Source organism: Streptomyces sp. NPDC050422, from assembly GCF_044458665.1.
Classification (GTDB): Bacteria; Actinomycetota; Actinomycetes; order Streptomycetales; family Streptomycetaceae; genus Streptomyces.
This window is the reverse complement of sequence record NZ_JBITIE010000025.1, coordinates 33,937-53,276: the sequence shown is the minus strand read 5'-3', so window position 1 is coordinate 53,276 and position 19,340 is coordinate 33,937. Positions and strand designations below refer to the sequence as shown.

Here is a 19,340-nt window from a genome sequence, read left to right as displayed (position 1 = left end):
CCCCGGGCCCGTCCTCGGGTCCTTCGCTGTCATCGCTCCCCCTGTCACCGGAACTCCGAGAGCCTGCGGTTGACCCCGACGATCGCCGCCACCGCGCCCAGCACGGCGAGGACCGCGGCCCCGATCGGCAGCCCGCCCAGGGCGCCGCGCCCGTCCTCGGCAGCCTGGGTGAATTCGCTCTGCTCGTGGGCGAGCGCCTTGCGCAGCGCTTCGTCCACCCGGCTGAAGGACTCACCCGTCGAGTTCTCCGAACCGATGATCTGCTCCAGCGCCAGGTCGTAGTCGCCGCCGTCGTCGGTCTTGCGGGCGGTCCGGTGGCGGCCCTGCCACTCGGTGACAGCCTTGATGGCGTCCGCCACGGGCTTGCCGCCCTCGGTGTCGTCGGTGTCATCGGCGAGCTTCGCGGCCTTGCTCAGCTCTTCGCCGAGTGCCTTCATGCCCGTGCCGTAGTCGGTCTCGTACTTGTCGCTCTTGCCGTCAGCGGTGAGCACCGCACCGCGGGCGACCACCGTGAGGTTCTCGCTGGAGCGCGCCTTCAGCGAGTCGATCCGCGCCCGGTTGAGCACGTCCAGGGACTGCTGCCCGTGCGTGTTGGCCTCGGCCAGATCGGACCTGGCCACCGTGTGCCCCACCGCCAGCCACAGCAGCACGACGGTCGCCGCCGCGGTGGCCGCGAGCAGGCCGTGGTTGAACACCCGGTTGGTCCTGCGGTAGTTGCGCCGCTGCGCCCAGAACAGCACGGCCAGGGCGATGACGCCGACGCCGAGCGAGAGGAAGGGCCACGTCCGTGCGGACCGGTAGTCCTGGTCCAGCCGGTCCGTCTCCGCCGTGTACAGCCGCTCGGCGGCCGGCAGCAGCTCGTTCGCCATCTTCTGGTTCGCGTAGCGGAGGTAGGCGCCGCCGAGCGGCAGCCCCTGCCGGTTGTTGGCGCGGGCGCGCTCGATCAGCCCGGTGTAGCGCGGGAGTTCCTCGTTGAGCGTGGTGATCTCGTGGCCGGACTTCGTCGACGCGTCCGTGTTGGCCGCGGCTTCCACCAGCAGGCGGGAGGCGTCGTCGATGTCCTTCACGTACTGATCGTGCACCGGGCGGGGTTCCTGCGGTCCGGCCAGGAAGCCGCTCGCGGCCGCCGCGTCGGCATCGGCCAGTGAGCGGTAGATGTTCGCCGCGGTCGCGCTGAGCGGCTGGCTGTGCTCCACCACGTCGTTCGCCGCCGCCGCGCGGTCGTTGATCTCGAACGCCGTCACGGCCCCGAACGCGACGACGAGCAGGGCCAGCACGGCCCCGATGATCTGGAGCCGGCCAGGCTCGGTGGTCGCCGCGGCACGCAGCCGCTCCGCCACGACCGCCCGGGCGCTGTGCGGCGCCGGCGCGGGTACGGACGCGGGCGCAGGCTGCTGCTCCGGCGCGTGCTGCGGCGCCGGGCGTACATTCGGCGGGTATGTCACTTGACCTCCCCCTCGGTCACTGACGGTGGCCCGCCCCCCGGCCGATCGGGGGACTGGTACCCGGCCAGAAGTATGGCCGCAGGGACCGGCGTCCACATGGCGAACGCCCGGATCCTGCACCGGTCCATGAAGCAGCCACCTGTGATCAGCTGCAGTCACACAGCATTCGATCAAGGCCGACGCCGTCGATCAAGACGAACGGCGCAATCCCCCGAAGCGAATCGATCTCCCCACTCATGAACACGTCCGGGGCAACTGATCGGTTCCCGTACGCAGAAGGCGTCCCACAACCCGAAGGTTACGGGACGCCTCCGACACCCGCCGGAGCGGCCGACAGCCGTTGGTCAGACGTACTGCGACCGAAGCCGGGCGTGCACCTCCGGCACCGCGCCCGTGCGGTCCAGACCCAGCAGCCCGGCACCCAGCACCGGGGACTCCTTCATCACCCGCACCACCGCCTTGGGGGCGCGCACGGCGAGGAGTCCGGCGATGCGGTCGTCCAACTGCTGGTGGCGGGCGGCCAGAACGCTGCCGCCCAGTACCACCGGGGCCTCCTCCCCGAGCAGCCCCAGGCGGGACAGCGCGACCGAGGACAGCGCCACGACCTCATCGGCCAGCCGGTCCACGAGCCCGCGTGCCACCGCGTCACCGGCCGCGGCGGTCGCGAACAGCACCGGCGACAGCTCATGGCGCCGCCCGGACTCGATCCGGCCCAGATGCAGCGCCTCTATCAGCGCGTACATCGAGTCGAGCCCGAAGTGCGCGGGCAGCGCACGGGCCAGCTCGGTCGGCTCACCGCGGCCGTCCTCGGCGCGCGAGGCGAACCACATCGCCTCCTCGGAGAGCCCCGAACCGCCGCCCCAGTCACCGGATATCCGGCCGATCGCGGGGAAGCGCGCGGTCCGCCCGTCCGGCACCATGCCGACACAGTTGATCCCCGCACCGCACACGACGGCCACCCCGCGCGGCTCGTCCGCCCCGGCCCGCAGGATCGCGAAGGTGTCGTTGCGCACCTCCACCGTGCGGCCCCAGCCACGGGCCCGCAGGGCTGCGGTCAACTGCTCCTCCTCGACCGGCAGATCGGCGTTGGCGAGACAGGCGGACACATGGGCGACGGACCGGGCGTCCGCACCGGCCGATTCCAGCACCTGCTCCACCGCCGCGCCGAGCACGTCCACGGCCGTACCGACACCGACCACCGGCGGCTGGAAGCCGCCGCCGCGGGCCGTGGACAGCAGGGTGCCGTCCTCACCGATGAGTGCCACATCGGTCTTGCTGTTCCCCGCGTCGATCGCGAGGACCGAACCGTTCACGCCCACGCGAGGTGCTCCCGGTTGTGCGCGACCAGCTTGTCGGTGAGCGCCTCGGCGTACTCGAACTGGCCGATCAGGGGGTGCGCGAGCAGCGCCTTGAACACCCGGTCGCGGCCACCGCGCAGGGCGGCCTCCAGCGCCAGGTCCTCGTACGCCGTCACGTTGGCGATCAGTCCGGCGTACAGCGGGTCCAGCGCCGGCACGGCGAGCGGCGTCGCGCCCGACGCGCCGACCTTCGCCTGCACCTCGATCACCGCGTCGTCCGGCAGGAAGGGCAGCGTCCCCTTGTTGTACGTGTTGACGACCTGGTGCGTGGAGCCGCTGCCGCCGAGCAGCGAGGCCGCCAGGTCCACGGCCGCCTCCGAGTAGAAGGCGCCGCCCCGCTTGGCGAGCAGCGCGGGCTTCTCGTCGAGCGCAGGGTCCCCGTACATGGCGAGGAGTTCCTTCTCCATCAGGGCGACCTCGGCCGCCCGCGAGGGCTTGGTGCCGAGCTCCCGCACGACCTCGTCGTGCGCGTAGAAGTAGCGCAGGTAGTACGAGGGGACCACACCGAGCCGGTCCACGATCGCCCGCGGCATGTGCAGGTCGTCCGCGATCGCGTCGCCGTGCTCGGCGATGAGCCGCGGCAGCACGTTCTCGCCCTCCGGGCCGCCGAGACGCACCCCGAGCTCCCAGCTCAGATGGTTCAGCCCGACATGGTCGAGGTGCACCTCGCCGGGGGTCACGTCGAGCAGAGCTGCGAACTTGCGCTGGAAGCCGATCGCCACGTTGCACAGGCCGACGGCCTTGTGCCCGGCCTGGAGCAGCGCCCGGGTGACGATGCCCACCGGGTTGGTGAAGTCGATGATCCACGCGTTCGGGTTGGTGCGCCGGACGCGCTCGGCGATGTCCAGGACGACCGGGACGGTGCGCAGGGCCTTGGCGAGGCCGCCGGCCCCGGTGGTCTCCTGACCGACGCAGCCGCACTCCAGCGGCCACGTCTCGTCCTGGTTGCGGGCGGCCTGGCCGCCCACGCGCAGCTGGAGCAGGACCGCGTCGGCGTCGGCGACGCCCGCGTCGATGTCCGAGGTGGTGACGATCCTCCCCGGGTGGCCCTGTTTGGCGAAGATCCGCCGGGCGAGGCCACCGACGAGTTCGAGCCGGTCGGCCGCCGGGTCGACGAGCACGAGCTCCTCGACCGGCAGGGTGTCCCGCAGCCGTGCGAAGCCGTCGATCAGTTCAGGTGTGTAGGTGGACCCGCCACCCACTACTGCGAGCTTCATGAATCAGCCCTTTACTCCGGTCAGTGTGACGCCCTCGACAAATGCCTTCTGTGCGAAGAAGAAGACGACGATCACAGGGGCCATGACCAGAACGGTCGCGGCCATGGTCAGGTTCCAGTCGGTGTGGTGTGCGCCCTTGAAGGACTCCAGTCCGTAACTCAGCGTCCAGGCCGCCGGGTTCTCGGAGGCGTAGATCTGCGGGCCGAAGTAGTCGTTCCAGGCGTAGAAGAACTGGAAGAGGGCGACGGCGGCGATGCCCGGCTTGGCCATCGGGATCACGACGCGCAGCAGGGTGCGGAACTCGCCGCAGCCGTCGACCTTCGCCGCGTCCAGGTACTCGTTCGGGATGGTCAGCAGGAACTGCCGCAGCAGGAAGATGGAGAACGCGTCGCCGAACGCCATCGGGATGATCAGCGGCCAGAGCGTGCCGGACATGTCCAGCTGCTTGGCCCAGAACAGGTACATGGGGATGACGACGACCTGCGGCGGCAGCATCATCATCGAGATGACGAGCATCAGCGACAGATGCCGGCCGCGGAAGCGGAACTTGGCGAGCGCGTACGCCACGGGCAGCGAGGACACGACCGTGAGGACGGTGCCCAGGCCCGCGTACAGCAGGGTGTTCTTCCACCAGGTCAGAAAGCCCGGAGTGTTGAACACCTCCTTGTAGTTGCTCCACTCGAAGGGGTGCGGCCACAGGTCACGGGTCAGTGCCTGCTGGTCGCTCATCAGCGAGGTGAGGAAGAGGAAGACGAACGGCAGCACGAAGAAGAGTGCGGCCGCGACGCCGAGCGAGTGCACGGCGATCCAGTGCAGCAGCGACTTGCGGCGTGCGACCCGCTCGGCCGGGGTGACGGGGTCACTGACCGGGCCGGCGGCCTTCGGGGTGTCGAGAACCTGCGCCACGTCACTCACCTGCCTGGATCAGTCCGCTGCGGCGCCGCATCAGCAGTGCGGTGAACGCCATGGCGAGGACGAAGAGAACGAGCGCGACCACACAGGCGGAGCCGTAGTCGAAGCGCTGGAAACCGAGGTTGTAGACCAGCTGCGGAAGCGTCAGTGTCGACTTGTCGGGATAACCCGGCTCGAACTGCTGCCCGGAACCGCCCATGACACCCGAGGCGACCTTCCCGGCCACGAGTGGCTGGGTGTAGTACTGCATCGTCTGGATGATGCCGGTGACCACGGCGAACATGATGATCGGCGAGATGTTCGGCAGCGTGACAAAGCGGAACCGCTGGTACGGGTTCGCCCCGTCCAGTTCCGCCGCCTCGTACTGCTCCTTCGGTACGTCGAGGAGTGCGGCCATGAAGATCACCATCAGGTCGCCCACCCCCCACACCGCGAGGGCCGTCAGCGCCGGCTTGGACCACGTGGCGTCGGTGAACCAGCCGGGGGTCCCCATCCCGAGGTCGCCGAGGATCGAGTTGACCGGCCCCGTACCGGGGTTGAGCAGGAAGACGAAGCCCAGCGTGGCGGCGACCGGCGGCGCCAGGTACGGCAGGTAGAAGAGCGTCCGGAAGACCCCGGCGCCCGTCTTGATCTTGGTGATCAGCATGCCGACGCCGAGTCCGAAGACCACCCGGCAGCTGACCATGACCAGGACCAGCCAGAGCGTGTTGCGCAGGGCGGGCCAGAACAGCGGGTAGTCGTTGAAGACGAACGACCAGTTCTTCAGCCCGCTGAACTCCGGGGCCGAGAAACCGTCGTAGCTGGTGAAGGAGAAGTAGAGCGTGGAGATCAGCGGGTAGGCGAAGAAGACGCAGAACCCGATCAGCCACGGCGACATGAAGGCCGCCGTCCGAAGCGCCGAGCGGCGGCGCTTCGAACGGAGTGTGTACGTGCTCATCGCGTCGGCTCTACTTCGCCTGTGCGATCGCCGCGTCGATTTCCTTCGCGGTCTTCTCCAGGCCCGCCTTGACGTCCTTCTGGTTGCCCTTCTCGATATCGAAGCCGAGGTTCTGCAGGGACACCAGGTACGCGCCGCCGTTCACCGAGGGCGGGGTGGTGGTGGACTTCGGATTCGCCGCGATGTCCAGGAAGGTCTTGAAGCGCGGGTCGTACTTCAGCTTCGGCGACTTGAGCGCGGCGAGCGTGGAGGGCACGTTGTGGATGGCGTTGGCGAAGTTCACCACCGCGTCGGTGTCGGTCGTCATGTACTTCACCAGCTCCCAGGCGGCGTTCTGCTTGCTGGAGGTGGCGGCGATCCCGGCGATGGTGCCGGTCAGATAGCCCTTGCCGTAGGTGTCGGCCTCGTCGTCGGCGACGGGCATCGGGGCCACGCCGATCTCGAACTTCGGCTTGGTGTCCTCCGCCATGCCGAGCCGCCACTCGCCGTCCAGCTGCATGGCCACCTGGCCGGTGTGGAACGGGTGCTTGGCGCCCCACTCGTCACCGAAGCCGGTGCGGAACTTCTCCAGCTTCTGGTAGCCGCCGAGCGAGTCGACCAGCTTCTTCTGGTTGGTGAGCATCGTGGCGAACGCCGGGTCCTTGGCGATGTTCGACTTGCCGTCCGCGTCGAAGTACGTCGGGTTCCAGCCACCGAGGTAGTGCTCGGTCGTCGACTCGTAACCGTGGTAGTTCGGCATGAAGCCGAGCTGCTCGTACGAGTCACCCTTGGTCTTCGTCAGCGTCTTCGCGTCGGCGGCGAACTCGGACCAGGTCTTCGGCGGACCGGCGATCCCGGCCGCCTCGAACGCGTCCTTGTTGTAGTAGAGCCCGTACGCGTCACCCAGCAGCGGCACCGTGCAGCGCACGCCCTCGAACTGCGTGTACTCGTTCATCGCCTTCGGGAAGGTCGCGTCCGCGTCGATCCCGTCCTTCTTCAGGAACGGGTTGAGGTCGACGAAGGCCTTCGACGAACAGAACTTGCCGACGTTGTTCGTGGTGAACGACGAGACGACGTCCGGTGCCTTCGAACCACCCGCGCGCAGCGCCTGGTTGATCTTGTCGTCGGTCATGTTGCCGACGACCTTCACATGGATGTTGGGGTGCGCCTTCTCGAAGGCGTCGACCGTGGCCTGAATCCCCTTGACCTCGTTCGGGGCACTCCAGCCGTGCCAGAAGTTGATGGTCGTCTCCTTGGACGCGTCATCACTGGCACCGGAGCTGCTCTGCCCGGTACAGGCGGAGGCGAACAGGGCTATCGCGGCGGTCGCGGCGAGCGCGACGGCCGGCTTCCGGCGGTTTCCGGACATGGTGGTGTCTCCCGATGAAGGGTTGGGACGGGGAAGGGGAGGTGCGGGCAAGCAGGGGGAGGTGTGGTTCAGCGCGAGGTGTCGAACACTTCGTCGCGGGTGGTCGCGAGCGCGCTCTCCAGCGCGCCGCGCAGGACGGGCCGGTGGGTCACCTGGCCGGTGATCAGCCGGGGCCGGGATGCCGCCAGTTCGGCGAGCTCGGCCGCCACCCGGGCGCGCAGCGGTTCTCCGCCGCGCGCGATCAGCTCACCGGACAGCACGACGACCTCGGGGTCCAGGACGGCGACCATGGAGGCGAGACCGGTCGCCAGACCGGTGGCGAAAAGATCGAGCAGCCGGCCGTACGGCCCGCCCTCGCCCCGCTCCACGGCCGCGGCCGCCCGGCCCACCAGCTCGGCCGCGACCTCGTGGTGGGTGCCCGGGCCGCGCACCGCCTCGTCGTCGATGCCGAGCTCACGGGCCAGCCTGGCGAGCACCTGGGCGCCCGCCAGCTCCTGGAAGCCGCCCGCGTTCGCCTTGGTGACCTGGCGGACCAGTGGGGCACCGGGCACCGGCAGGAAGCCGACCTCACCGGCGCCACCGGTGAAGCCGCGGTGGAGGCGGCCGTTGATGACGAGGGCGGCGCCCAGCCCCTCCTCGTTCCACAGCAGCACGAAGTCCTCGTGCCCCCGCGCCGCGCCGAGCCGCTGTTCGGCCACCGCGACGAGGTTCACGTCGTTCTCGTACTCCACCGGCATCGGCAGGAAGGCCGCCAGCTCGTCCAGCAGGGTGGGGGAGTGCCAGCCGGGCAGGTGCGAGGCGTAGCGCAGCCGGCCCGTGCCCGGGTCGAACGCGCCCGGTGTGCCGATGACGACCCGGTGCACGTCGGACCGGGTCAGCCCGGCCTCCTTGACGGCCCCGTCCAGCGCGTCCGCCACCTGCCGCACCACGCTGTCGGCGCGCCGACCCGGGGTCCGCAGCTCGAACTCGCCCACCGTCTCGCCCGTCACATCGGCGACGGCGGCGACGATCCGCTGGGCGTTCACGTCGAGCCCCGCGACATGGGCGGCCGACGCGTTGACGGCGTACAGCTGCGCGTTGGGTCCGGGGCGCCCGGCCGCGGTCCCGGTCGCGACGACCAGTCCGGCCGCTTCCAGCCGGGCCAGCAACTGGGAGGCGGTGGGCTTGGAGAGCCCGGTCAGCTTCCCGATCCGGGTCCGCGACAGGGGCCCGTGCTCCAGCAGCAGATCGAGGGCGGCACGGTCGTTCATGGCGCGCAGAACGCGGGGTGTACCCGGTGTGGTTCCGGCCATGGCCACTGCACCTGCCCTCTGTTAGGAAAGTTTCCTATTCGGTGAGAGGACCGTAGGGCGCACGCCACCGGGGCGTCAATGGTCCGCACCGCGGTGGAAGCCAAAGCGTTACCTGCACGGGGGCGGTGAGGCCCGGGCCGGGGCGGTGTCGCGGAAGCATGGGTACCCAACGCCGCTCATGACGAACCGAGTTGACCCGGAACGCGCATCAGGGGCACCCCGCAGACCTCGCGGGGTGCCCCTCGGCTGTGCGGCGGGCGTACGGCCGCGCCCTACTTCGTGATGCTCGGCGCGGACGGAGGTATCGGCGTTGCCGCCAGGGACTGGGGCGAGGTGGCCGAGGCGTAGGCCGAGGGGGCGGCCATCGCGGCCGTCGGGTCGGCGGCCGAGGGCTCGTCCGGCTGCGCCGGGATGCCGCCGACCATGCGGATGCCCGCCTCGTCGAAGGCGCGCTTGACGCGCCAGCGCAGCTCGCGCTCCACGCCCAGCGCCTTGCCCGGCATCGTCTTGGCGGTCACCCGGACCGTCATCGAGTCCAGCAGCACGCTGTCCAGCCCCAGGATCTCGACCGGGCCCCACAGGCGCTCGGTCCACGGGTCGTCCTTGGCCATCAGCTGGGCGGCCTCGGTGATCACCGTACGGACGTGGTCGAGGTCCTCCGTGGGGCGTACCTGTACGTCGACGCCGGCGGTGGACCAGCCCTGGCTGAGGTTGCCGATCCGCTTCACCTCGCCGTTGCGGACGTACCAGATCTCGCCGTTGTCACCGCGCAGCTTGGTGACCCGCAGACCGACCTCGATGACCTCGCCGGAGGCGACGCCCGCGTCGATCGTGTCGCCGACGCCGTACTGGTCCTCGAGGATCATGAAGACACCGGACAGGAAGTCGGTGACCAGGTTGCGCGCACCGAAGCCGAGCGCCACCCCGGCGACCCCCGCGGAGGCCAGCAGCGGGGCCAGATTGATCTCGAACGCGCCCAGGATCATCAGGGCGGCCGTGCCGAGGATCAGGAACGAGGCCACCGAACGGAGTACGGAACCGATCGCCTCCGAGCGCTGTCGGCGCCGCTCCGCGTTGACCAGCAGACCGCCGAGCGCGGTGCCCTCCACCGCCTGGGCGCTGCGGTTCATGCGCTCGATGAGCTTGGTCAGCGTGCGGCGGACGGCGATGCGCAACGCGATCGCGATGGCGGCGATGAGCACGATCCGCAGACCGGTGTTCAGCCAGGTGGACCAGTTCTCCTCGACCCAGCTCGCGGCGTTGCCTGCCTGCTTCGCGGCTTCGTCCAGCGAGCCACCGGGCTCGGGTGACGGGGCAGCGGCCAACAGGGCGGACAGGGGCACGGCGAAACCTCCAGTTGGGCGAGCGCTGAACAACCACACTAACGGGGCATCCGGAATGCTCCGTTGCCGTGATCGAGGGGAGAGACGCGTCTCACCCGGGGATATGGAAGAGGTAAGAAGGGTCCGGCCTGTGGCCGATCGCACACCGGGCACGGCCGAAGCGGGCAGGCCCCCGAAGCGCCTGTTCCGGCGCGTCCCGTCGTACGGGCGCCACGGCCCCGGAGGAAAATCCTTCCGGCCCGTTACCCGCACGTGGTGGCGCTTCGACCAGGCAGGAGGGGAGACTGAGACCGGATCGTCCCGGCGCGAGCCACGCGCCGCCGGCGTACAAGGAGGCGTCCACGTGCCGCATGTCCTGGTTCTCAACGCGTCGTACGAGCCGCTCGGCGTCGTACCGCTCCGCCGCGCGCTCGTCCTCGTCCTCGAGAACAAGGCCATCTGCCTCGAGGAGTCCGGCGCCTTCATGCACAGTGCCACCCGTGCCGTCCCGGCACCCAGCGTCGTCCGTCTGAAGCGGTTCGTGCGCGTCCCCTACCGGGGGCCCGTCCCGCTGACCCGCCGGGCGCTCTTCGCCAGGGACGGCGGGCGCTGCATGTACTGCGGCGCCGCCGCGACCAGCGTCGACCACGTCATTCCGCGCAGCCGCGGCGGGCAGCACGCCTGGGACAACGTGGTGGCGGCCTGCCGCCGCTGCAACCACGTCAAGGCCGACCGCCATCTGCCCGAGCTCGGCTGGCGGCTGAACCAGCAGCCCGCCCCGCCGACCGGACTGGCCTGGCGGATCATCGGCACGGGACACCGTGACCCGCGCTGGCTGCCTTATTTGCAACCGTTCGGCGCGGACGACGCGATGGCCCGGATCGACGGCATCTCAGCCTGACGATCCGGGCTTCCGTGTCTGCGGGCGCGCAGCGCGTCAGGCGAACCGCAGCTCCGCCGGGTGAGCCATGCGGCGCAGCAGCGGCAGCGACGTCGCGGCGGCCAGCAGACAGGCGGCGTACACCGTCACGGGTACGAGCAGCGGCAGCATCGAGGGAACCGTGCCGGGCGCGGTGGCGGCGGAGTACGCGAGGTGCACCGCCATGCCGCCGATGGTGGCGAGCAGGATCGCGGGGGCCAGCGGGAGCGCGGTCTCCAGCAGCGTGGCTCTGGCCAGCACCGTGTGCGGCACCCCGGCCGCGGTCTGGGCGGCGAGGGCGCGGCGCCGGGTGGCCAGGGACTCCGCCGTTCCTACGGCAAGAGCGAAGAGGGCGATGACGAGGGCCACCAGGACCGCTGCCCCGGCGAGGTCGAGCCCGGTGGTGTAGAAGCCGAGGTCCTCCGGCAGGCGGCCGTCCCGCTCGTGGAGGTCGGCCAGCATCGCTTCCCGTACGCCCACGATGCCGATCCCGACGACGGTCACCAGGAGCAGCACGGCATGGGTGCGCGCGGCGGCCCACGGGTCGTCCCTGAGCCGGCTCGCGGCGATCAGGACGGCCGGGCTCTTGGCACTCGCCGTCAGCCGCCGACCGATCTGGGCGGCCGACGCACCGGCCGCCCAGACGGCGCCCGCGCCGGTGAGGAACACCACGACGAACATCAGCATCGGGAACGACACCGCGGCCGGGCTGCTGTCGCGCGCGACGAGGGCATTCGCCCCGGCGGCGATCGGCAGGGTCACGAGGAACAGGATCAGCAGCGTCCGGGGCGCGCGCTCCGGACGCACCCGGCGTACCTCACCGAGCGGCGACGCGACCACCCGGCGCAGGGCGAACACGCTCACCAGCGCGCCGATCACCGGCACGCCGAGCGTGACCACGACGAAGGCCACCCAGGCCGCCGCGGGCGGTGTGTGTCCATGGACGGCGAGAGCCACGGCGAAGGCGGCGAGTCCGCCGGCCGACCCCGCCAGGCAGACCGGCGCGGACTCCAGCGCGCTGATCCGCCGCACCTGCGCGGGTGACGCCCCTGCGAGCCGCAGTCCGGCCATCCGCCGGTCACGGTGCACGGCACCGATCCGGGCGCACTGGCCGAGGAGGCCGAGCACGGGGACGAGCAGGAGCAGCAGGGCGACGACCACACCGCCGCGCTCGCCCGGCTGGTTCAGCAAACCGTGTCCGAACGGGATCGAGACCTGCCCCCGGACGGCGGCGACCGTGATCGCGGCGAGCGCGAGGACCGTGGCGAGCAGGGCGCCCACGGCGGTGAGCGCGATCCGCCACCACTCGCGGCGGTCCGAGCCGTGGACCAGGCTCCAGGCGATGCGTGCGTCAGCCCTCATGGTGGGCGGCCTCCTGGGCGTTCTCCTGGACGACGAAGGGTGTGGCACCGGAGTGCACGGCCCCGTCCCGCAGCCACACCTCCCGGTCCGCGTACGCGGCGATCTGGGCGTCGTGTGTGATGAGCAGTACCGCGGTACCGGATTCACGGGCGGCGTGCACCAGCGCGGTCATCACCTGCTCCCCGGCGAGCGAGTCCAGGGCCCCGGTCGGCTCGTCCGCGAAGACCGCCTTCGGGGCCGTGACCATGGCCCGTGCCAGCGCCACCCGCTGGCTCTGGCCGCCACTGAGCTCCCCGGGCCGCAGTGCGGCCTGTCCGCGCACGCCGAAGCGTTCCAGCCACTCGTCCGCCCGGTCCTGTGCCGCGGCGCGGGTGGTCCCCGCGAGCATCAGCGGCAGGATCACGTTGTCGAGCGCGGTGAGCTCGGGGATCAGCTGTCCGAACTGGAAGACCACACCGAACTCGGTGCGCCGCAGCTCGCTGAGGCGGTTCTCCGAGGACTGGTCCAGCCGCTCCCGGCCGTACGAGACCTCGCCCTCGTCGGGGCGGACGATGCCGGCCAGGCAGTGCAGAAGTGTCGACTTCCCGCTGCCGCTGGTACCGGTGACGGCGAGGATCTCGCCCGCCCGGAGCTCGACCGAAGCGCCGCGCAGTGCCTGCGACGCTCCGTACCGCTTCGTCAGGCCGGTGGCTCTGATCAGCGGGCCTGCGGCCCCGGCGGGCTGTGCGGCTTGCGTGCTCATACTGCGTCGACCTCCGCGGTCAGGGTGGTGAGACGGGTGGCCGTCGTGGCCATCCACCGCACGTCGGCGTCCAGATGGGCCAGGGCGTAGTCGGCCGAGAGAACGGTGCTCAGGTCGGCGCCCGGTGTGGTCTTGAGCCCGGTCAGTTCGTGCATGCGCACCATGTGGGCGGCACGCTGGGCGTGGAGGTACGTGGCCGCCTCCGCCGTCCGGTCGCTGCGCTCGGCCCCCGCGACCAGGAGCGAGATGACGACCTTGGCGAAGATCTCGTTCGTCACGAAGGGGGCGGGCGGGGTGACCCCTTCGGTCCACGCGGCGAGCTCGTGCGCCCCCTGGTCCGTGGTGCGGTAGAGGGTCCGCTCGGGGCCGCCGTCGGAATCGGTGCCTTCCACGGCGGCCAGGTCGTCCCGGACCAGGCGTTGCAGGGTCGTGTAGACCTGCCCGTAGGCCAGCGGGCGGGCCTGGGGGAAGAGTTCGTCGTACCGCCGTTTGAGGTCGTAGCCGTGGCTGGGACTTCCGGCAAGGAGTCCCAGAAGAATGTGACGGGTGCTCATGGGGCGTGACTATATACTCGGTATATGTACTGAGTGAATACTTCTACGCGGGCAATCGCCGGCAATTGCCGGGCCGGCGAAGGGGGAGCGCCGGGCAATCGCCGGGGGGAGCGGTGAACCGGGTGTGGTGCGACGGCTCCCGGCCGGGCTACTCCGCTACGGCGTACGCCTCGACCGACCAGAGCGAGTAGCCGTACTCGGTCGCCCGTGCGTCGCCCTGGACCCTGATGAAGCGGGTGTCCTTCGCGTCCATCCGGACCGATTCGCGCCCGCCCCCGCCGTTGTCGACAGTTGCAGCCGTGCGCCAGGTGCGGCCGTCCGCCGAGACCTGTATGCGGTAGCGGGAGGCGTAAGCGTCCTGCCAGTCCAGCACCAGCTGGCCGACCCGGGCCGGGGCCGGCAGTTCGGCCTGCCACCAGGCGCCGTCCTCGGCCGGTGAGGACCAGCGGGTCTTCCCGTCGCCGTCGGAGGCCGCGGCCGCCGGGAAGTCCGCGGTCTCGTCCCCGGACGAGGAGGCGGTGGCCGTACGCAGCAGATCGGGGCCCGCCGTGCGGGGGAAGGCCCGGACGGTCAGGGTGGTCTCCTCGGTACCGAAGGAGAACGGCACCTCGTACTCACCCGCGGGCGTGCCCGCGGGGACGGTGATCTCCACGGGCACCTCGGTACGGGAGCCGCGCGGCACGGTCGTCTGCTTCGGCACCCGCACCTTGATGCCCTTGGGCGCCTTCGCGGTGAGCGCTCCGCGCACCTCGGCCGGCCGGCGCGCGGAGAGCTGCGCGCCGATCCGCAGCGGATCGCCGCCGATCACGGCGTCCGTCTCGCCGCGTGCGAGGGCGAGCCGGGCGGCCGGCTCGTCGCCGAACCACGGCACCAGCGAGCGCACCCGGGGTGCCGTTCCGGTGGACGGGGAGGTGCCCGCGAGCGGGGGGATGATCAGGGGTGGCGCGCCGGTGACCGCCGGGGTGGCGGTCGGCCAGCTGATCCGGACGGCGTCCGCCCGCACGCCCTGGCCCGGCGACTGGGTCCAGCCCCGCGCCGACAGGGCGCCGAGGCTCCGCCAGCCCTCGCCGGGCACATGGGCCTGGACCGTCGCCCCCGACGCCGCCGCGTCGCCGCCGGGCACCGTCATCGCGGTGACGGCCTCCAGCGGGCGCGCCCGGCCGAACCGCACCGTGTAGCTGCCCGGGGCCTCGGTCACCGTGCCGTGGTCGCGGTCCGAACCCGTCCAGGCGTCGGCCTCCTTGCGCACCCGGTCGAGGAACGGGCCGAGCACCCCCTTGCCGACCGTCGCGCCGCTCGTCTTCACGGCCTCGAGCGCCGGTTCCAGGGCCAGCGAGGCCTCCCAGGCGGCCGCCCCGTCGTCGCGCGCCTGCGCCTGGAGCAGATCGACGGCCAGCTCACCGGCCCGGCCGTAGCGGGCCAACTGCTCGCTCCACGGCCGCACCTCGTCGTCGAGCCGCCCGCCGGCCAGTCCGGCCAGCCGCTGCGGGGTCTCGCGCATCACGGTGAACGCGGCCCGCAGCCGGCGCGCCGCCTCGTCGCGTGCCGGGGCGCCGTCGGCCGTGAGGGACTTCCAGAACGCGGCGAACAGCGGCTGCAGGTACGCCGATTCGTCGCCGCCCAGCACGGAGCCCGCACTGTTGCCCGCCAGCGCGCGCAGCGCGTCCCGGCTGCGGGCGTCGCCGCCTGCGAGATCGTCCAGGGCCGCCTGCCAGGACTCCTGCGGCTGGTACCCCTTCGGATTCCAGGCGAAGTCGGCGGCGGTGAACAGGGGGATCCGGGACGCGGACGGCTGCTCCATCGCATTGGCCAGCAGCGCCGCGGAACCGATGGCGACCGCCGGGTCCCGGCCCGTGTAGGGGCCCAGGAAGATCCGGTCCTGCGCGTAGTCGTTGACCGGGTAGTTGTCCATCGTCACCAGCGGATGGCGGAACGTGGTGCGGGCACCGGCCAGTTCGCCGCCGGTGATGGTCCTCGGTACGACCCCGACGCCGGTCCAGGCGACCTGCACCCGCTCGTCGAGCTCCTTGGCGAGCGCGGTGCGGTAGTCCGTCGCCCCGTCCTGGTAGAACTCCGTCGGCATCATCGACAGCGGTTCCGAGCCCGGGTGGCGGTCCGCGAGGTGCCGCGCCACCTCGCTCACGACGCGGGCCTGCGCCCTGGCCGCCGCCTCCGGGCCGCTGCCGAAGGTGTCGGCGTCGGCCGAGCAGTGCCATTCGCTGTAGCTGACGTCCTGGAACTGCACCTGGAAGACCCGCACGCCCAGCGCCCACATCGCGTCGATCTTCTTCGCGAGTGCCTTCACGTCGCGCTCCGAGGACAGACACATGGACTGGCCCGGCGCCACGGCCCAGCCGAGCGTCACGTGCTCGGCGGCGGCCCGCTCGGCCAGCGCGCGGAACTCGGCGCGCCGCTCGGCGGGGTACGGCTCGCGCCAGCGGGCCTGCCGGTACGGGTCGTCGCCGGCCGCGTAGAGGTAGCGGTTCTGCTTGGTGCGGCCCATGAAGTCCAGCTGGGCGAGCCGTTCCTCCTGGGACCAGGGCTGTCCGTAGAAGCCCTCGGTCATCCCGCGTACGGCGCCGGCCGGCCAGTCCCGGACGGTGACGCCGGCGATGCGGCCGCCCCCGGTCAGCTGACGCAGCGTCTGCACCGCGTGGAACAGGCCGTCGTCGCCGAGGCCGTCCACGGCGACGGTGTCCCGGCCCGCGACCCGGCCGACCGCGATCCGGTAGCCACCGGACGGCAGATCGCCGCGCTCCGGGGTGTGCAGTGTGCGCAGCGCGTCCAGCGCGCCGTCCCCGCCGAGCCGGATGACGGGCCCGCCGCCGGGCAGCGTCTCGTGGACGGTCCGCACGCCCACGTCGCGCAGCACCTGGCGGAGCGCTTCGACCGCGTACGGGTCGGCCGGGTCGTCGGCGACGAGGGTCACCTCGCCGGCGAGCGGGACCGAGGACCCGGACGCCTTGATGCTCTGCGGCCGCGGCCACACGGCGGGCGGCGCGGCGTCGTTGCCGCGGTCCGGAGTGGTGACGGCCGGGGTGCCGGGCGACGAGGGGGCCGCGACAGCGGCCGGGGCCCCTGCGGAGAGCAGCCCGCCGAGCACGGCCACGGCGACGGCCGTCGCGTGCTTCCTGCGCCTGAGCTGCATGCCTGTCTCCCCTCGCGCCCCACCGGTGGGCTCCGAGCCCACCACCCGCGCGCGAGGGTGTCAATGCGCATGGTCGCTGTGGGTTAAATGCCCGATATGACGGTCGCGGTGAAGGATTCGCGGTGATCGTCGGCGCACGCGAAAGACGGCGCCGAATGGCCGAAATCGGCGGACGTCTTACGGATAACCGGCCTCCGGGGAACGGATTGTGACCCGGAGCACGTTGAACTCGTTGTCATAACGCCTACGTCTGCGGCCGCGTCCGCTGGGTAGGCCTGCTGTGTCCTGTTCTCCACGGCCAGGAGGCCACCATGCCCGCCGCAGCGCAGCTTCTGCTCTCCGCCCTGTCCAAACAGGTACCGGGTCCCGCCCCGTTCATCAGCGCGCCCCCGGCCACCCTCAGCACGCCCGGCCCGCTCACGAGCGAGGCGCCGCTGGCCGATGCCATACCCCTGACCAGCGAGCCCCCGCTCGCCGATGCCACACCACTGACCAGCGAACCCCCGCTCGCCGTCCTCGCCCCGCTGACCAGCGAGCCGGCTTCTTCCGGCAGCGCTCGGGGCATGGAGTCCCCAGGAGTCTGAATGGGTTTGTCCCGGCTCGCCGCACTGCACGGCGTCGCCACCTCCTTCTCCCCGTCCGCCGATGTCACGGTGCCCGTCCCCGAGGGCACGGTCGTCGCGGTTCTCGCCGCGCTCGGTGTCGACGCCGCCACGCCGGAAGCGGTACGGGAGGCGCTCGCCGCCGCCGAGTCCGCGGCCGCCTCCCGGCTGCTCCCGGCCACGCTGGTGGTGTGGACCGGGGAGCCGCTGCCCCCGGCCCTGACCGCGCTGCCGCCCGGCACGGAACTGACGGTCCGCCCGGAGGAGCCCGCCGCGGCCCCGCCGGCCCCGATGCGCGTCCCCACCGGGGGTACGGTTCCGGCCGGTTCCGGCCAGGGTGCCGACAGCCCCGGGACACCGACAGCGCGACCGGCCCCCGCCACGCCCGGCTGGTGGACCGAGCAGCCGCCGGGCGTCCACCGGCTGACCGTCCGGCCGCCGGGTGCGCCCGCCGAGACCTGCACGCTCGTGGTCGCCCCGGCCCGGGTCCCGCAGCCGCCCGAGCGCAGCCACGGCTTCCTCGTCCAGCTCTACTCCCTGCTCTCCGCCCGCTCCTGGGGCATGGGCGACCTCGGCGACCTCGCCGACCTCGCCTCCTGGTCCGGGCGCTCCCTCGGCGCCGGCTTCGTCCAGGTCAACCCGCTGCACGCCGCGGTCCTCGGCACCCCCACCGACCCCTCGCCCTACCGCCCGTCCTCGCGGCGGTTCCCCGACCCCGTGCACCTGCGCATCGAGTCCGTCCCGGAGTACGGGCACGCCCCCGACCCCGCCGCCCTCGACGAACTGCGCCGCCGCGCCGGAGAGCTCAGCGACGCCGTGCTGAACAAGGGCGCCCTGATCGACCGGGACGCTGTCTGGGCGCTCAAGCGGCAGGCCCTCGACATCCTCGTGGGCGTCCCCCTCACGCCCGGCCGCCGCGCCGCCTACTGCGACTTCCTCGCCGAGCAGGGGCAGGCCCTGGAGGACCACGCCCTGTGGTGCGCCCTCGCCGAGGTGCACGGCTCCGACTGGCACGCCTGGCCGGCCGGCCTGCGCGACCCCCGCTCCAAGGAGACCGCCCGCGCCCGCGCCGAACTGCTGGACCGGGTCGACTACCACTGCCGGCTCGCCTGGCTGACCGGCACTCAGCTCGCCGCCGCCCAGCGCGCCGCGAAGGACGCCGGGATGGCCGTCGGGATCGTCCACGACCTCGCCGTGGGCGTCCACCCCGGCGGCGCCGACACCTGGGCCCAGCAGGACGCCTTCGCGCACGGCATGTCGGTCGGCGCACCCCCGGACGCCTTCAACGCCCGCGGCCAGGACTGGGGGCTGCCGCCCTGGCGCCCCGACGCGCTCGCCGCGTCCGGCTACGCTCCGTACCGAGGACTGCTGCGCGGCCTCCTCGCCCACGCCGGGGCCCTGCGCATCGACCACGTCATGGGCCTGTTCCGGCTCTGGTGGGTGCCCGAGGGCAGCCCGCCCACCGAGGGCACCTACGTGAGCCACGATGCGGAGGCGATGCTCGCCGTCCTCGTCCTGGAGGCCCACCGCGCCGGCACCGTCGTCATAGGGGAGGACCTCGGCACCGTGGAACCCGGCGTCCGCGAGGCGCTCGCCCGCCGCGGCGTCCTCGGCACCTCCGTGCTCTGGTTCGAGCGCGACTGGTCGGGCACCGGCCGCCCGCTCGCCCCCGAGGAGTGGCGCGAGGACTGCCTGGCCACCGCCACCACCCACGACCTGCCGTCCACCGCCGCCCGGCTGACCGGCGACCATGTGACGCTGCGCCACCGCCTCGGCCTGCTCACCCGCCCCCTCGACGAGGAACGCAGCCAGGACGGCACCGACACCGCCGAGTGGCTCGGCCTGCTCTCCCGCCTCGGCCTGCTCCCCGAGGGCGGCGACGACGAGGAGGCCGCCGTCCGCGCCGTCCACCGCTTCCTGCTGCGCACCCCCGCCCGCATGGCCGGGGTCTGGCTCCCGGACACCATCGGCGACCGCCGCCCGCAGAACCTGCCGGGCACCTGGGACGAGTACCCCAACTGGAGGCTGCCCATCGCCGACGCCGAGGGCCACCCGGTGACCCTGGAGGAACTCGCCGCCTCGCCCCGGCTGCACCGGCTGATGGAAGTCCTCAGACCCCGTCAGGAGCCTCCGAGACCCCGTACGGCACCCCCGGGCGCGCGCCCCTCGTAGGCGTTCGCTA

15 protein-coding genes are annotated in these 19,340 nt (G+C 72.0%); 3 read left to right on the top strand and 12 right to left on the bottom strand.

All coding sequences use genetic code 11. The features are described from left to right. Nucleotides 1-44: 44 nt before the first annotated feature. The 8 genes from ACIBJG_RS32760 to ACIBJG_RS32725 all read right to left on the bottom strand — a co-directional run bounded on the left by ACIBJG_RS32760 (nucleotide 45) and on the right by ACIBJG_RS32725 (nucleotide 9,852). Nucleotides 45-1,445, bottom strand: a complete 1,401-nt coding sequence (locus ACIBJG_RS32760; protein ID WP_399313108.1) for a hypothetical protein — start codon at nucleotides 1,443-1,445, stop codon at nucleotides 45-47. A 344-nt stretch (nucleotides 1,446-1,789) separates the two neighbouring features. After that, the gene (locus tag ACIBJG_RS32755) at nucleotides 1,790-2,764 is read right to left on the bottom strand and encodes an N-acetylglucosamine kinase (protein WP_399313106.1); all 975 of its coding nucleotides are present in this window, start codon (nucleotides 2,762-2,764) and stop codon (nucleotides 1,790-1,792) included. After that, nucleotides 2,755-4,020, bottom strand: coding sequence for a 6-phospho-beta-glucosidase (locus ACIBJG_RS32750; protein ID WP_399313104.1), 1,266 nt, complete (start codon nucleotides 4,018-4,020; stop codon nucleotides 2,755-2,757). The genes ACIBJG_RS32755 and ACIBJG_RS32750 overlap by 10 nt, the downstream gene beginning before the upstream one ends. A 3-nt stretch (nucleotides 4,021-4,023) precedes the next feature. Next, nucleotides 4,024-4,926: a carbohydrate ABC transporter permease gene (locus ACIBJG_RS32745; protein WP_399313102.1), complete on the bottom strand. Its 903-nt coding sequence runs from the start codon at nucleotides 4,924-4,926 to the stop codon at nucleotides 4,024-4,026. Between the two features lies 1 nt (nucleotide 4,927). Continuing rightward, on the bottom strand, nucleotides 4,928-5,869 hold the full coding sequence (locus ACIBJG_RS32740; protein ID WP_399313100.1) for a carbohydrate ABC transporter permease: 942 nt from the start codon (nucleotides 5,867-5,869) through the stop codon (nucleotides 4,928-4,930). A 10-nt stretch (nucleotides 5,870-5,879) separates the two neighbouring features. Continuing rightward, entirely contained in the window at nucleotides 5,880-7,217 is a 1,338-nt protein-coding gene (locus tag ACIBJG_RS32735; protein ID WP_399313098.1) for an ABC transporter substrate-binding protein, read from the bottom strand. Nucleotides 7,218-7,285: 68 nt separating this feature from the next. Then, nucleotides 7,286-8,509, bottom strand: coding sequence for an ROK family protein (locus ACIBJG_RS32730; protein ID WP_399313096.1), 1,224 nt, complete (start codon nucleotides 8,507-8,509; stop codon nucleotides 7,286-7,288). Between the two features lie 272 nt (nucleotides 8,510-8,781). Beyond that, nucleotides 8,782-9,852 (bottom strand): mechanosensitive ion channel family protein, encoded by a 1,071-nt coding sequence (locus tag ACIBJG_RS32725; RefSeq protein ID WP_399313094.1) that lies wholly within the window; start codon nucleotides 9,850-9,852, stop codon nucleotides 8,782-8,784. Between the two features lie 343 nt (nucleotides 9,853-10,195). On the opposite strand from ACIBJG_RS32725, the gene ACIBJG_RS32720 reads away from it, so the two are divergent. Continuing rightward, on the top strand, nucleotides 10,196-10,732 hold the full coding sequence (locus ACIBJG_RS32720) for an HNH endonuclease (RefSeq protein WP_359085213.1): 537 nt from the start codon (nucleotides 10,196-10,198) through the stop codon (nucleotides 10,730-10,732). A gap of 36 nt (nucleotides 10,733-10,768) precedes the next feature. On the opposite strand, the gene ACIBJG_RS32715 is transcribed toward ACIBJG_RS32720, so the two are convergent. The 4 genes from ACIBJG_RS32715 to ACIBJG_RS32700 form a co-directional block, all read right to left on the bottom strand. After that, nucleotides 10,769-12,112, bottom strand: a complete 1,344-nt coding sequence (locus tag ACIBJG_RS32715) for an FtsX-like permease family protein (protein ID WP_399313093.1) — start codon at nucleotides 12,110-12,112, stop codon at nucleotides 10,769-10,771. Continuing rightward, the gene (locus ACIBJG_RS32710) at nucleotides 12,102-12,854 is read right to left on the bottom strand and encodes an ABC transporter ATP-binding protein (RefSeq protein ID WP_399313091.1); all 753 of its coding nucleotides are present in this window, start codon (nucleotides 12,852-12,854) and stop codon (nucleotides 12,102-12,104) included. The genes ACIBJG_RS32715 and ACIBJG_RS32710 overlap by 11 nt, the downstream gene beginning before the upstream one ends. Then, on the bottom strand, nucleotides 12,851-13,408 hold the full coding sequence (locus ACIBJG_RS32705; RefSeq protein ID WP_399313089.1) for a PadR family transcriptional regulator: 558 nt from the start codon (nucleotides 13,406-13,408) through the stop codon (nucleotides 12,851-12,853). The genes ACIBJG_RS32710 and ACIBJG_RS32705 overlap by 4 nt, the downstream gene beginning before the upstream one ends. A 148-nt stretch (nucleotides 13,409-13,556) precedes the next feature. Then, on the bottom strand, nucleotides 13,557-16,556 hold the full coding sequence (locus ACIBJG_RS32700) for a beta-N-acetylglucosaminidase domain-containing protein (protein ID WP_399313087.1): 3,000 nt from the start codon (nucleotides 16,554-16,556) through the stop codon (nucleotides 13,557-13,559). A gap of 311 nt (nucleotides 16,557-16,867) precedes the next feature. Between ACIBJG_RS32700 and ACIBJG_RS32695 the strand changes: the two genes are divergently transcribed. Continuing rightward, a complete protein-coding gene (locus ACIBJG_RS32695) occupies nucleotides 16,868-17,140 on the top strand; it encodes a hypothetical protein (RefSeq protein ID WP_399313085.1) in 273 nt (90 codons plus the stop codon). Then, complete coding sequence (malQ, locus tag ACIBJG_RS32690; protein ID WP_399313083.1) at nucleotides 17,141-19,330, top strand: 4-alpha-glucanotransferase; 2,190 nt, start codon at nucleotides 17,141-17,143, stop codon at nucleotides 19,328-19,330. It abuts the gene before it with no gap. Nucleotides 19,331-19,340 lie beyond the last annotated feature (10 nt).

What these genes read in the sequence shown, in the direction of transcription:
- ACIBJG_RS32735 (WP_399313098.1), bottom strand. Translation starts at nt 7,217, where the DNA reads ATGTCCGGAAACCGCCGGAAGCCGGCCGTCGCGCTCGCCGCGACCGCC.
- ACIBJG_RS32740 (WP_399313100.1), bottom strand. Translation starts at nt 5,869, where the DNA reads ATGAGCACGTACACACTCCGTTCGAAGCGCCGCCGCTCGGCGCTTCGG.
- ACIBJG_RS32715 (WP_399313093.1), bottom strand. Translation starts at nt 12,112, where the DNA reads ATGAGGGCTGACGCACGCATCGCCTGGAGCCTGGTCCACGGCTCGGAC.
- ACIBJG_RS32695 (WP_399313085.1), top strand. Translation starts at nt 16,868, where the DNA reads ATGCCCGCCGCAGCGCAGCTTCTGCTCTCCGCCCTGTCCAAACAGGTA.
- ACIBJG_RS32730 (WP_399313096.1), bottom strand. Translation starts at nt 8,509, where the DNA reads ATGGCCGGAACCACACCGGGTACACCCCGCGTTCTGCGCGCCATGAAC.
- ACIBJG_RS32705 (WP_399313089.1), bottom strand. Translation starts at nt 13,408, where the DNA reads ATGAGCACCCGTCACATTCTTCTGGGACTCCTTGCCGGAAGTCCCAGC.
- ACIBJG_RS32710 (WP_399313091.1), bottom strand. Translation starts at nt 12,854, where the DNA reads ATGAGCACGCAAGCCGCACAGCCCGCCGGGGCCGCAGGCCCGCTGATC.
- ACIBJG_RS32700 (WP_399313087.1), bottom strand. Translation starts at nt 16,556, where the DNA reads ATGCAGCTCAGGCGCAGGAAGCACGCGACGGCCGTCGCCGTGGCCGTG.
- malQ (WP_399313083.1), top strand. Translation starts at nt 17,141, where the DNA reads ATGGGTTTGTCCCGGCTCGCCGCACTGCACGGCGTCGCCACCTCCTTC.
- ACIBJG_RS32750 (WP_399313104.1), bottom strand. Translation starts at nt 4,020, where the DNA reads ATGAAGCTCGCAGTAGTGGGTGGCGGGTCCACCTACACACCTGAACTG.